The sequence below is a fragment of the Acidipropionibacterium virtanenii genome (genome assembly GCF_003325455.1).
GTDB classification, from domain to species: domain Bacteria; phylum Actinomycetota; class Actinomycetes; order Propionibacteriales; family Propionibacteriaceae; genus Acidipropionibacterium; species Acidipropionibacterium virtanenii.
Genome location: NZ_CP025198.1, coordinates 3,231,556 through 3,244,226 on the forward strand (window position 1 = coordinate 3,231,556; position 12,671 = coordinate 3,244,226).

The 12,671-nt window shown below is 63.6% G+C and carries 11 protein-coding genes; 8 read left to right on the plus strand and 3 right to left on the minus strand.

Annotated elements, in window-relative coordinates; all coding sequences use genetic code 11:
• Nucleotides 1-58 precede the first annotated feature (58 nt).
• Nucleotides 59-2,968, minus strand: coding sequence for a helicase-related protein (locus JS278_RS16695; protein ID WP_114045869.1), 2,910 nt, complete (start codon nt 2,966-2,968; stop codon nt 59-61).
• Nucleotides 2,969-3,321: 353 nt separating this feature from the next.
• Between JS278_RS16695 and JS278_RS16505 the strand changes: the two genes are divergently transcribed.
• The 3 genes from JS278_RS16505 to JS278_RS14880 all read left to right on the plus strand — a co-directional run bounded on the left by JS278_RS16505 (nt 3,322) and on the right by JS278_RS14880 (nt 7,752).
• Nucleotides 3,322-4,458, plus strand: coding sequence for an ISAs1 family transposase (locus JS278_RS16505; RefSeq protein WP_245935063.1), 1,137 nt, complete (start codon nt 3,322-3,324; stop codon nt 4,456-4,458).
• Between the two features lie 273 nt (nt 4,459-4,731).
• Nucleotides 4,732-6,639, plus strand: a complete 1,908-nt coding sequence (locus tag JS278_RS14875) for a GmrSD restriction endonuclease domain-containing protein (RefSeq protein ID WP_114045870.1) — start codon at nt 4,732-4,734, stop codon at nt 6,637-6,639.
• Nucleotides 6,640-7,038: 399 nt separating this feature from the next.
• Nucleotides 7,039-7,752, plus strand: a complete 714-nt coding sequence (locus JS278_RS14880; RefSeq protein WP_114045871.1) for a hypothetical protein — start codon at nt 7,039-7,041, stop codon at nt 7,750-7,752.
• A gap of 17 nt (nt 7,753-7,769) precedes the next feature.
• On the opposite strand, the gene JS278_RS14885 is transcribed toward JS278_RS14880, so the two are convergent.
• Complete coding sequence (locus JS278_RS14885; protein WP_220149999.1) at nt 7,770-8,969, minus strand: ImmA/IrrE family metallo-endopeptidase; 1,200 nt, start codon at nt 8,967-8,969, stop codon at nt 7,770-7,772.
• Between the two features lie 252 nt (nt 8,970-9,221).
• On the opposite strand from JS278_RS14885, the gene JS278_RS14890 reads away from it, so the two are divergent.
• The 5 genes from JS278_RS14890 to JS278_RS14910 all read left to right on the plus strand — a co-directional run bounded on the left by JS278_RS14890 (nt 9,222) and on the right by JS278_RS14910 (nt 11,505).
• On the plus strand, nt 9,222-9,443 hold the full coding sequence (locus tag JS278_RS14890) for a hypothetical protein (RefSeq protein WP_114045872.1): 222 nt from the start codon (nt 9,222-9,224) through the stop codon (nt 9,441-9,443).
• A gap of 122 nt (nt 9,444-9,565) precedes the next feature.
• On the plus strand, nt 9,566-10,063 hold the full coding sequence (locus JS278_RS14895) for a hypothetical protein (RefSeq protein ID WP_114045873.1): 498 nt from the start codon (nt 9,566-9,568) through the stop codon (nt 10,061-10,063).
• A gap of 70 nt (nt 10,064-10,133) precedes the next feature.
• Complete coding sequence (locus JS278_RS15920) at nt 10,134-10,550, plus strand: hypothetical protein (protein ID WP_147243243.1); 417 nt, start codon at nt 10,134-10,136, stop codon at nt 10,548-10,550.
• A 185-nt stretch (nt 10,551-10,735) separates the two neighbouring features.
• A complete protein-coding gene (locus JS278_RS16100; protein WP_181833761.1) occupies nt 10,736-11,023 on the plus strand; it encodes a type II toxin-antitoxin system TacA family antitoxin in 288 nt (95 codons plus the stop codon).
• Nucleotides 11,020-11,505: a GNAT family N-acetyltransferase gene (locus JS278_RS14910; protein WP_114045876.1), complete on the plus strand. Its 486-nt coding sequence runs from the start codon at nt 11,020-11,022 to the stop codon at nt 11,503-11,505. The genes JS278_RS16100 and JS278_RS14910 overlap by 4 nt, the downstream gene beginning before the upstream one ends.
• Nucleotides 11,506-11,559: 54 nt before the next feature.
• Here the strand turns inward: JS278_RS14910 and JS278_RS14915 are convergent, their stop codons facing one another.
• Nucleotides 11,560-11,973 carry a hypothetical protein gene (locus JS278_RS14915; protein ID WP_147243244.1) on the minus strand — a complete coding sequence of 138 codons (414 nt, stop codon included), beginning with the start codon at nt 11,971-11,973 and terminating at the stop codon, nt 11,560-11,562.
• Between the last annotated feature and the right edge of the window lie 698 nt (nt 11,974-12,671).

Below are 12,671 nucleotides of genomic sequence, written 5' to 3' on the forward strand. Positions count from 1 at the left end.
GAAGTAGTGCTCGCTGATCCAGTCCTCGACCACGCGGAGGGCGTCGCTGGAGGCCATCTCACTCACCATCCTGGTTCTGGGCTGCCGGGGTGCTCTCGGGGACCACCACGAGCAATGGGCGGACCAGCCGCTGATCAGGCACCATCTCTGCGATGAGTGCCTTCTCCCGGTCCACAGCCACGCGACGGCGTTTCACGCTGGTGGTGCGCATGGGGAGCTGGTCGGCGGCGGCGGACCACTGGTCGACCTGCTGACTCCAGTTCTGGACGCGCTTCGTGGTGTCCTTCGTCATGGAATCGGCCACCAGACCGAGATACTTCTCGGCCTTTACCACCGCCTCGGGGATGAGGCTCCGGAGGCTCTCGACATCGGCGACACCGCCGGGATTGTTACGGCTCTGGCCGAAGCCGACCGCACGCAACATGTCGGCGCTGGAGTCGTGCGGCTGGGCTGTTGCGAGGGAGGCGAAGGGGTCGTCGGGGTTGTGGGGAACCGACATCCAGACCGCGCAGACCACCTGGCCGCGCTTGTTGGTCACCGTGCCGAGGGCGAGCACCGTCGGGACGTCGACGTCGCCCCTCACCGCGAAGACCTGGTTGCGGGAGAGTGCCGCCAGGCAGCGGTCCGCGGCCCAGTCGAGGACCGGGTGGAGGGGGCCCAGGTAGTGGGCCTCGGGCCAGGAGGAGCCGTTCTCGTCATTGAGGGCGGCTCGCAGCAGCTTGTTCGCCTCGGTGCTGTTGGTGGCGAGTTTGATGTCAGTGAGGACGCGACGGTCCTTGAGGTAGGAGTCGGGGAGCACTTCCAGGCGGGTTTTGAGATCGGCCGGCGGAGTGAATTCGATGAGGTGGTCCTCGGGGAACTCTTTCCAGTTGATGCCGCCGGAATTGCCCTCGCCGGGCTTCTGGGCCTGATTTTTGCCGTAGTAGTCGTCGACGGCGTCGCGGAGGAAGTCGGCGTCGGTGAGATACAGCGGATCTGTGGTCGTGGTGTTCCGGGTGGTGGGTGCCGCGGGTGCGGGGGTCTCGCCGGCGCCGATCGCGTCGAGCCAGGCCGTCAGGGAGTCCGCAGGATCGGCGTCGAGCTCCTCGGGATCCTTGACGACGTCGTCGAACTCGCGTTTGTGGGCCAGGACGTCGCGGATGGCGTTCTCCTCGGCAGTGGCCGAGTACTCGCCCATCAGGGAGGCGGCGTCACCCAGGGCCTCGTGTGCCTTCTCCTCCTTGTCGAGGAGTTTGGACAGGACACCGACGTCACCACCCCACGTCTCGGTGCTCGGGTTGAGCAGGAGGGTGGTGATCTGCGGGCGGTGGCGCTGGCCGTAGCGGTCGATGCGGCCGTTGCGCTGCTCGATGCGGATGAGCGACCACGGGATGTCGTAGTGGATGAGCTCGTGGCACTGGAGGTGCAGGTTGACGCCCTCGGAGGCGACGTCTCCGGTGACCAGGACGCGGATGGGGCTGTTGGACTGTTTGAAACTCTCCACGATGCTCTGCTGGTCGACGTCGGTCATGCCGCCGTGGAGGATCTGGACCTGATCGGGCTTGAGTTTGAGGTCCTTGGTGAGCTTCTCCTGAAGCCAGTGGAGGGTGGGGACGCGTTCGGAGAAGACAACCGCGCGTTCCCTTGAGGTCTTCTTGATGCCGATCTTCTTGAGGTAGCTGACCAGGGCGTCGTACTTCGCTGAATGGTCGAAAGTGGCGACATTGAGATCGGCCAGCCGATTCAATGCCTTGACCTCGGTCGCATTCGGCCGATTGCTCTCCAATTTGTTGTGTGGATCCAGCCGATTGGCAATGCTGTCGCGCAGGGCGGCCGGGGAGGAGAGGAAGGCCTTGGCGAGGGTCCAGGGGAACAGGCCGACGGTCTTCTGGCCTGAGTAGGGGGAGACGCCGGATTCGGGATGAAGCCAGACCTCGGCGAGCTCTGTGGCGACGGCGTCCTCCTGCGGAGAGGCTGTGATCAGCTCGTTGTTGGGGTCGAGGCGTTCGGCCCATTCGCCGCCGACGGTGGAGGCGACCTCCGGGGAGTTGCGATGGCGTCGGACGACGAGCCTCTTGACGTCTGCCGCGTTGAGTTCGCCCGCCGGGGTGACGGCAGTGGGTTCCAGGAGCCGGATGAGCTCAGCGAAGGATTCCGGTTTGCCGTTGTGCGGGGTGGCCGAGGCGAGGATCAGGGAGTCGGTGTTCGGGGCGAGGACGGTGGCCAGCTGGTTGTTCTTGGAGGAGGAATTGGTGACGTTGTGCGACTCGTCGATGACGACGGCGTCCCAATGGTGCTTGCGCAGATCGGTGGCGAAGCGGTCCTGCTTGAGGGTGTCGATTGAGATGATGACCCGTTTGTAGTAGGTGAACGGGTTGCGGTTGGCCGGGATCTTCTGGCGGACCCGCTGGACGCCCAGCGAGTCGAGGCGGACGAAGGGGATGTCGAATCGGCACCACATCTCGTTCTGGGTCTGCTCCAGGACGTGGCGGGGGCAGACGATGAGGATGCGTTCCCCGCGGCCGCGCCGGATGAGTTCGGAGAGGATCATGCCGATCTCGAGGGTCTTGCCGAGCCCGACGGCGTCCGCCAGGAGGATTCTGGTGCGAAGCCTGGAGGGGTCGAGAGCTTTCGCGACTGCCGACGTCTGGTACGGGAGCTCGTCTGCCAGGGCGCCGTGGGAAACCGTCAGCGTGGTGTCGGTGAGCGGGGTGGCGGTGCGCCGGATCGTGGACTCCAGCCAGAGGCGGGCCTTGCGGTAGTGGGAGGAGTCGTCGGCGATGACGGTGGCGTCGTGGGGGTCGAGAGTGCTGGCTTCGGTGTCGATGCTGGGGTAGAAGCTGGCCGTGGTGCCCTTGACCAGTTCGGACATGCCGGTGACGTGGAGAAGCTGGCCGTCCGTGGTCTGCTCCACCGAGTTGACCAGCCACTCCTCGTCTCGGACCAGGACGATTGACCCCGGTGCGACGTTGAGGTCAGTAGCGGTCATCGACTCCCCTTGTGAACAGCGCTGTTAGACGACCGCGAGCATAGTGGCAGACGGGCTGGGGCGCGGGGAGGCGCGCAGAATCGCGGGTGGTGCGGGCGGATGTGCGCATCCAGTCACCGTCGCCGGGCCCCTGTGGACTCCGGCCGCCAACTCCTTGACTACAGCCAGCGAACGCGCTTCCATAGTGAATGAGCCCCCGCCCGCCGGGTTGGGCAGGGCTCCGGAAAAGTCGGTCGTGTGTGCTGTGACTAGGGGTTGAGCCAGGTTCGGCGTGTCTGGTGGGCGGGCGAGGCCGCCATGGATTGGATGGAAGTACTCCTACAACCCGTCCAGCCATAAGGACCCCGCCCGCGATGCCATCCTCTCCCAGCGCAGTGTCTGCACGCACCCTTGACACGCCCCCACCCGATGCCCGGCTGGCCGATCACCTGGCCCGTATCCCCGACCCCCGCAAACCCCGCGGCAAGCGATACCCCTTGCCAGGACTGCTTCTGGTCGCGGTCTCAGCGGCGATGGCCGGCTGCCGGGGATTCACCGCCACCGGCGAATGGGCCGCCAGACTGACCGCCGCGGCGCTGGAGGAGTTCGGGCTGAGATCGGCCCCCGGCGAATCCACCCTGCGCAAACTCTTCGCGCGCATCGACGCCGCGATGCTGGACGCCGAGTTGTGCCTGTACGCCTGGACCCGCACCACCACCGTCGAGGGGCGCCGGGTCATCGCGGTCGACGGCAAGACACTGCGGGGCTCCCGCTCAACCACCCAGCGGGCCCGCCATCTGGTCGCCGGCCTCGACCACGCCTCCGGCACGGTCGTGGCCCAGGAGGAGGTCCAGGCCAAGTCCAACGAGATCCCCGCCCTGCCCGCCATGATCGCCGCCCTGGGCTCTCGGGCCGCCGGGGCGGTGATCACCGCCGACGCGCTGCACACCCAGACCGCCTCCGCGACCGCGATCCTGGCCGCCGGGGCGGACTACGTGTTCACCGTCAAGTCCAACCAGCCCACCCTGTTGAGGAGACTGGCCGGCCAGCCCTGGAAGCACGTTCCCGTCGGCCACGTGAGCGTGGAGAAGCTCCACGGTCGCCGCACACGGCGGAGCTTGAAGGTGATCCAGGCCCCCCGCGATCTGGGGTTCCCCGGCGCCTCCCAGATCGCCCAGCTGCGCCGGATCTCCACCAGGGGCGGCAAGAAGACCGTCGAGGTGGTCTACCTGATCACCTCCGCAAGGCTGCCGGCCGCCTCCCCGGCCCGGATCACGACCTGGATCCGGGGTCACTGGGGCGTGGAGAACCGGCTCCATTGGGTCCGCGACGTCACGTTCGACGAGGACCGCAGCCAGATCCGTACCGGCCAGGGCCCGCACGTGATGGCCAGCCTGCGCAACCTGGCCATCAGCATCCACCGGCTGACCGGGGCCACCAACATGGCCCAAGCCACCCGTCAGGCCGCCTGGGACCCACTCGCCACTTGCAACATGCTCCTCACACTCTGAACACAACAACACCACAGGGAGGAGACGCGACTTTTCCGGGGCCCTGCCGGGTTGGGGAAGTAAAGGCCAGGACACCTGCGGTTTCGTGGGGCCTGGCCTTCGCGCTGCCCGACCAGCTCGAGTCAGATGACGTCACCGGCCCTGTACGCCTGAATCCGGGTACGTGGCTCTGCGCCGTTGACTATCCCAGATCACTCACCGACAGACCATCCCTGCCGGGAGGATTCCCGTGACCCTTGTGAAGACGTCAGCAGGCGCCGATATGGTATCGACATGCCTGAGGCCAAGACCAGCTTTGATGCCAGCCCCCGCCACCTCACGGAGTTGTTAGGTGACGCACGAAAGGGCAAACTGCAGCTCCCGGACTTCCAGCGCAGCTGGGTGTGGGACGAGGAGCGCATCCGCAGCCTCATCGCCTCGATCTCGCGGGGCTTCCCCGTCGGCGCCATCATGACGCTCAAGACCGGCGGATCGGTGGCCTTCAGGCCACGGCGCCTTGAGGGCTCACCGGAGCCGTCGGAGGACCCCTCCGAACTGCTGCTCGACGGCCAGCAGCGCCTCACCTCGCTCTACCAGGTCATGGCGCGCAAGGAGGTCGTCGAGACCATCACGCCACGGCGTCAGAAGGTCAAGAGGTGGTTCTACCTCGATATCAAGAAGTGTCTGGACCCGACCGTCGACCGTGACGAAGCGGTCGTCAGCGTCCCTGAGAGCCGGCTCATCACCTCCAACTTCGGGCGAACCGTCGAACTGGACCTCTCGTCGCGGGAGAAGGAGTTCGAGAACTGGATGTATCCCCTCAATCAGGTCTTGGACTGGAGCAGTTGGTACGGAGAGTTCGTCCAGCACTCGATGAAGAACCTCGAGGCCTTCCCCGCCCAGAATGAGCAGATGCTGGCATTCAACGCCGGCGTGATCAAGAGTTTCGAGGATTACCTCATTCCGGTAATCGCACTGGACGCCTCCACCAGCAAAGAGGCCGTGTGCGTCGTCTTCGAGAAGGTCAATACCGGCGGCAAGCCACTGGACGCTTTCGAATTGATCACCGCCATGTACGCGGCCGATGGCCACGAGCTGCGCAAGGACTGGTTCGGCACGGAGAGCACCGACGGCAGGAAAGACAGGTTCCGGAGCGCTCTCCGGCTCCCGTCATCGCCGGAGGGCGTGCTCTCAGGTGTGGGTAGCACCGACTTCATGCAGGCCATCTCGCTCTTCCACACCCGCGATGTGAGGAATGCGGCAGCCGACGCCGGAAAGACAGGCAAAGAACTGCCGAAAGTCTCCGCGACACGGCAGTCACTGCTTGACCTCCCCCTTGCCGCCTACCTCCAGTACCAGGACCGCGTCGAACGTGGCTTCATGGAGGCTGCGAAGTTCCTGGTCCGATCGGGGATCTACCGCGTCAAGGATCTCCCCTACCAGAGCCAAGTCGCCCCGCTCGCCGCGATCTTGGCGGAGCTGGGGAAGGAGGCCGGCTCCCCCGCGGCGGCCGAGAAGATCCGACAGTGGTACTGGAACGGCGTGTTCGGCGAGCTGTACGGATCATCAACCGAAACACGGATCGCGCGCGACTTTATTGAGGTGGTGGCCTGGGTCCGCGGCGGGCCCATTCCCACAACAGTGCATGAGGCGACCGTCCGCGCCGACCGCCTGGAGACAATGCGGATGCGGGTGTCCGCCGCGTACAAGGGCGTCAACGCACTGCTGACGTGCAAGCACGCACAGGACTTCCGTACGGGTCAGGAGTTCTCGCAGACGATCTTTTTCGACGACAACGTCGACATCCACCACATCTTCCCGAAGGACTGGTGCAAGAAGCAGGGCATCCCGGCCACGGTCTACGACTCGATCATCAACAAGACGCCGATCTCTGCTCGGACGAACCGGATCATCGGCGGTGTGGCGCCCAGCTCCTACCTGGCGAAGCTCAAGTCGGAGTTCTCTGTGGAGTGGGCTGATCCGGATGGTGTCCTTGATGAGCGCCTCCGGACCCACCTCATCGATCCCGGCCTCCTTCGTGCTGACAAGTTTGAGGACTTCATGACTGCGCGGCAGGCTTCGTTGGTCTCAATGATCGAGGAGGCGATCGGCAAGGCGGTGATCGTTGACCAGCCGACCGAGGCTGAGGTCATCGACGAGGACCCGGAGGAGATCCAGTTCCTCGGCAGTGAAGCGGTCTGAGCGACACATCGGCGAACTCTGCTCTATCGACGGTAGCGAATTTCCAGGTGCTGACTAATAATCGAGGTCTACTGAGGAATGTTCTTCACAATCATCTCGACGAGGCCCTTAAAAAGAAGCGAAGCAGACACTATTGGACGGCCCTCACCTTAAGGAGATTGAATGTCCCTGACTCAAGAATTGAAAGACAGTACGTCTCGCGCTTACCGGTTCCTTCATGGCCACGCTCCAATCCTGGCAGATGCTGGAACTCGAGGCGCAGCCGGACGGAACGCAGCCGCAGCCTTGCACTTCGACCGCCTCAAGTCTCATGATGTCGTTGTTTCGGTACCCCCGAGTGTCACAAGCCTTACGAGTCACTCTACTCTTATCGGCACAGCTTTTGATTACCGAGCACGAATGATGCTTGACGTCCTTTACCCGAGGGATACGGTCGCATACCGTGGCCTCAGCATATTCTGTTCTAGCTGCCCGCATACAGAGGGTGGCAACAAGTTAGCAAAGGAGCTAACTAGGACCTTCCAAGAAGCAGAGTACCTCTACGCGAGCAACGACCCCGTCGGCCGTGACACCGCCGCAATCATATTCGCTTGGTGTGAGAGCATGCGTCGAAACGCCATTCCAACTGTCATGGAGAGTCGATTCGGTCATCAGTTCGTCGAAGTTGTGAATTCCGGCGGCAATCTGATCGATGTCATTGACCCAGTCCAACTCTCGGACCTTCAAGCCCTTAGAATTGACGCTGAAGAGCAGATCTCTGAGTGGCGGAAGAGGATTGTATCCGGAGCGCCATACGAACCCAACCCCATATTCAGCGGTAGTGGATGCGTCGGAGGCGCGGATGCTGACTGGATCATCGATGATACTCTCATCGACTGCAAGACTACCAAGAACCTTACCAATTCATGGATTCGGAAGGCTCTCTTTCAGTTGCTGGGATACTCACTCTTGGACTTTACCGACTATTTCGAAATTCGAAATATCGGGCTGTGGCTTCCACGCTTTCGCGCGTTCCAAGTCTGGAACATATACGACATCCTCGATATCTCTTCCAAGCGAGAACTTCAAAAGGTTCGGCGCGAATTCGAGAAGGCACTCACTTCAGATACATAATCGCAAGTTATTCAGAATCATGTACTCGCAGCGTACGCACCTCCTTCACGGTGATCGAGGGGCAGCTGCCCCTCGAGTCGGTCGGCGTATTTGTCGAAGCCCTTCACAGATCCGAGACCCATGAGGCGCATCACATCGGGGAGTGGGGTCTCGCCCCTCTTGGTGTCACTGATTAATGCCTGTGAGAGTCGTTCGCCGATCCGCAGCGGCTGGTTGCTGTAGAAGCTCCCACCCTTGGAAGCAGTCTTCTCCGCGATGAAGCCCATGAGTCGGCTGACCTCCTGCTCGTACAGCAGGTCGAAGCCTTCACGCGGCAGCAGCTTGGCAGCTCGCATCTGGAGCAGCACCACCAATGTGGAGCACTTGTAGAAGTCTGCAAGGCATTCGAGCTCCTCTGTGAGATCCGCTCTCAGATCCGCTCTTGCCACCAGATCTCTACGTGGGACGGCGACCTCGGCCGCAACCTGGTCGCACCACTTCTCAACCGGAGACCTGTCCTCGGCGATCATCGCCTCGGCGTCGCTGAGTCCTGTCTCACCTCGCCAGACGTGCGCGAACTCGTGGAGGAGAGAGAACACCTGACCGGGCTTGGTGTCCTTGGCATTCACGAACACGTACGGAGCCAGATCGCTATGGAGCGCGAACCCCCTGAACTCTTCTCGGTCAAGTGGCCTGTGGGTGTCGTTCCCCACCATGGAAGACACCGACACCAGCCCACCAAGGCTCTCGAACGTCTGGACGAGGTACTTCCTCGCTCCGTTCGCGTCTCTGAGCGCAGATCGATCCTCCGGGCCGTAATCCAAGGCATCAGAGATCAGGGCCGCTGCCTGGTCGGCGGACATTCCTCTCGCGGATCCGACGAACTCGACAGGCTCTGCCCCGATCCGCACCAAGTAGTCCTCGAACCAAGCCTGCCGGCTCTGCGCGAGATACACAGTCTGCAGCAGTTCCTGACTCGGTTCGCGGTGTGCCTCTGGCCCCGAGCGGAAATCCGGGATCGGAAGACGCTCCTCCGGAGGTTCAGGCAGCATGAGCATCCCAAATGGGACATGGGTGAACTCCGCGAGATCCTGCGCCTGATTCACCGTCGGCCGGGCCTCGCCCACAAGCCACCGGTCCCAGTCACGGAACTTCTTCCTCATCGCCTCCGGAGCACGGCGACTGCGCTTCTGTGCCCACTCCAGGACGGGTCGTGGCACATCGACGCGCGCGGTCATGGCCCCTCCTCATCGCCTGTGCAGGCAAGCATCCCAGCTCCCACGGACAGGAACAAGATCCTGGGAGCAGGGACACATCACGATGGGTGCGCCTGACGTCGCCCAGCCTGGAGTAGCTGAGGCAGTCAGGCAGCCAAATTCCTGCCTGGCCGCCGAGGCGTCAAACCTCGTCGACGAAGGCCAGAGCCGCTCTACAGTTCAACTACACGCTCACAACACGAGGACGGGATCATAGCCCGGATCCGCGCTTTCATGGATTCGAAGCAGAACGTCAAGGTGCACCCGACGGAGGTTGACTGCCAGCACCGGATTGTCAGCTCGGGCGGAGCCCGGTTGCTTCACCTGAGCACATTCGGTTCCGACCAACGAGCAAGCCAACCGAAAATGAGCCAGAGCATCCAGCTGGACAGCGCGCGTGCTGGCGAACTCATCGACATCATCGAGGCTGCATTCCCAGAACGCCGGAACCGCTGACCCCGCACCTCCTCGCCTCGCCGCCGGGGCAGCCTCGCCCGCATCCTTACGGGACGGTCGCGACATACAGACCTGTTTCCGCCCGGTTCAGTACGCTGGAGGGCAGGAGGGAGGAGAGGGCTATGGCGTTCAAGGGCACCAAGATGACGGTGGGTGAGCTCATCGCACGCGCTACGGCCAAGCCGGATCCCGACTGGGCGGCCGTATACGGAACAGGACTACCGCATGACGCCGCCGATGAGGCTACCGAGGTGGCTCGCATGATCGCCCGGGGCGAGTCGCTGAACTCAGGCTGGCGCTTCGGAATCCTCCAGACCCTCGACGACTACAACTCGGCGGTCCGTCGAGGCGGCACCGCGTTGGGCGCCCGCATCTTCGAGCGGGAACCGCGACGCACCGGCGCTGACGAGCTCGACGCAGCCTTCGCGGCCCTGGCCGAACACCTGGCCTCTCGGGACGGATGGACAGCACCTGCCTGGGCGTCGGATCCAAGTCGGCGCACCGAGCGCTGGTATCCGTCCCAGTCGCCAGCCTTCTACGCCGAAGCCAACCTGCAGTCTCCATCCGCCTTCCGCCGCCGCGGCGTGTACATCAGCGCCGATGCGCTCAACCGCGCATGAGCCGAACCCACGTCTACGACCTCGCCGAACGCCTCCCGAAACTGTCGGAGGCCCCGGACATGATCCAGTCATGGACACCGACGTGCAGGCTGAAGTTCAGATCCCCGTGGACGTGCGTATCGCAGTCAAGCAGACACTGAGCTATCCAGACTGGCAGGAATGGATCCCGTGGGCCTGGGCCATGCTCGCCCGGGCCGGGGACGTCCCGATGGTGCTCGACGAGGACGCCCCGGACTACCTCTCCCATGTCATCACCTTCGCATCGACAAGCACCGCGCCTATGACGCACTCACTGGTGCCACTGACCTCGGCTGAACCCCTGAATGGCAGTGGGCATGAGCGCCATCCGCCGCCGGGGCGTTCTCAGAACTGGCGTCCTCCGGTACTTCCCGATGCACCACTCAGATTCGTACCATCTGACGCATGGAAAGACCGGACTTCTCGGCGCGGCTGGAGTGAGCCCTCCAGCGCCGAGGATGCCTCATGAGCGTTGAGGACTTCCTCGCCGTCCTGAGTCAGGTCGGCGCAGAGGCCCAGCTCTTGTCGGCCTGGGCGACGTCACGATCATCAAGGGCAGGAGGAAGGACTCCTGACCCCAGCTCGCCATCAGGGAAGGCGCCCTCTGATTGCTACCCATTGATACGTACGGACCAGCTCCGTACACTTACCTGCATGAGTACCGCTGCCGAATCCCCCAGGGACGCGCGCCTCGACCTACGCCTCCCGCAGGAGACGCGCGCACTTCTCGACGAGGCCGCATCACTGGCAGGGACGAATCTGACCGATTACGTCCTCGGGCTGGTGGTGCCCGCGGCACGTCGCGACGTCCTGGAGGCCCACCAAATCCGGCTCTCTCACGAGGCCTGGGAGGATTTCCTCGACGTCCTCGACCGTCCCGACAACCCCGAGCTCGCGGCCCTGCGAGGGCACACACCGGCCTGGGGCAAGCCGAGATCGTGAGACCCGGCAAGCCGCGACCGATCCGCCCCGAGGACCCCGTTGCCGGTTTCGAATGTGCCAGCGAGGCCCTGAACATGTGGCTGGCAGGCCGGGCTCTGCGCAACGAGCGCTCGGGGGATTCGCGCACCTACGTCAGCATCGATCTGGACGCTGGTGAGATCGCGGGGTTCTACAGTCTGGCCGCATGGTCGGTCGTGCACGGCGACGTCGGCGGAGGATGGCTCGCGCGTAACGCACCAGACCCGATATCGGTGGTCCTTCTGGGCCGACTGGCCGTGTCCACCAAAGCACGCGGTACCGGTCTGGGACGTGACCTCGTCGCCGACGCCCTGCAGAATGCGCAGGCGGGCGCCCGCGTGCTCGGCGCTCGCGCCCTCGTCGCCGAAGCCATTGACGAAGAGGCCGAGCGCTTCTACACACACCTGGGCTTCTGGCAGTCGAAGGCCCGACACGACCTGTTCGCGGTGAAGCTGACAGCCTGATCGGATCTTGCCGACTCGTCTGAGGCAGTTCGATGCCCGGGCTCAACTTCTGGCTCATCGCTCATATCGATGCTGCAGAACCTCTCGCGTCATGTGTGACACCGGGCTGAATCCACTGATGACTGGAGCTGTGGCAACCACGGCCATGACGAGCACGATGCCGATCAGGAACGTCAGGTCTGATAGCGACCACACGCCCATGGATGCAGTCGTCACCACCGTCGTCAGAAGAGCGACAAGAACAGCGGCCATCTTCCAGAGGGCCGTGGACGTGCGTGAGGTTACGTCGGAGCCCAGCCTCCGCATCACGTCAATGGCAACTGACATCTCACTCGGAGATCGCATCTCCTCCTCATGGCGGCTCACCAGGGACGCGTTCGTTCGTCGAAGCCACAACCTCTCGATCGGCCCGTAGGTCGAAAGAATCACGTCAGTCTCGCTGAACCTCTTGCCTCTCATATCTCTCATACTTCAATGATCAGTGCGATCCACGGTCTTGTGACCCCCGACACGATTTGAATTTTGTTGGTTCTCCGCAGCACCGACGCCGCCACTCCGAGCGAGCGTCCGGGAGGGCCAAGAGCCGGGAAGAGTCACCGATGTGGTCCTCCCGTCTCCGCGACCACGAGTCTCGCGACATCCCACTTGGGCGCAACCGGCCACAACGAGACGAGATTCCCGGTCAACGGGGATCTTCGTCCCGAACGCGCCGGGGGCCTCCGTTGAGCGGGATTCTCGTCCCATGCCAAGGGCCCTGCCCGGGATCAGATGTTCGAGGCCACCTCGTAGGCGTCCCAGATCGCACACAATGTTCGAGACCCGGCGGGCATCATCCAGCAGATGCTTCGGCACCGGCGAACCGTCGATCGCCTCCCACAACTGCCGGTACGAGGCGTAGCCGGTGGTGGTGATGACGGTGTCGGCCACCACCTTCTCGATGCCGGACGGAGTCCTCACCTCCAGCCCGTCGGCCGATCCGGCGATGCCGGGCCCCATCGAGGGAGCGCAGGTGTCAGGATGGGCTGGCCCGGCTCTCCTCAGGACGTCACTGCGGGCGCTGGACCTTACGAAGACGACGTCCAATCGCACCTCTCAACGCCCCTCACTTTTGGCCCGAATACAGACGCAAACCGGCGCTTTGATGAATGCAGGATCATCAGCCGTTG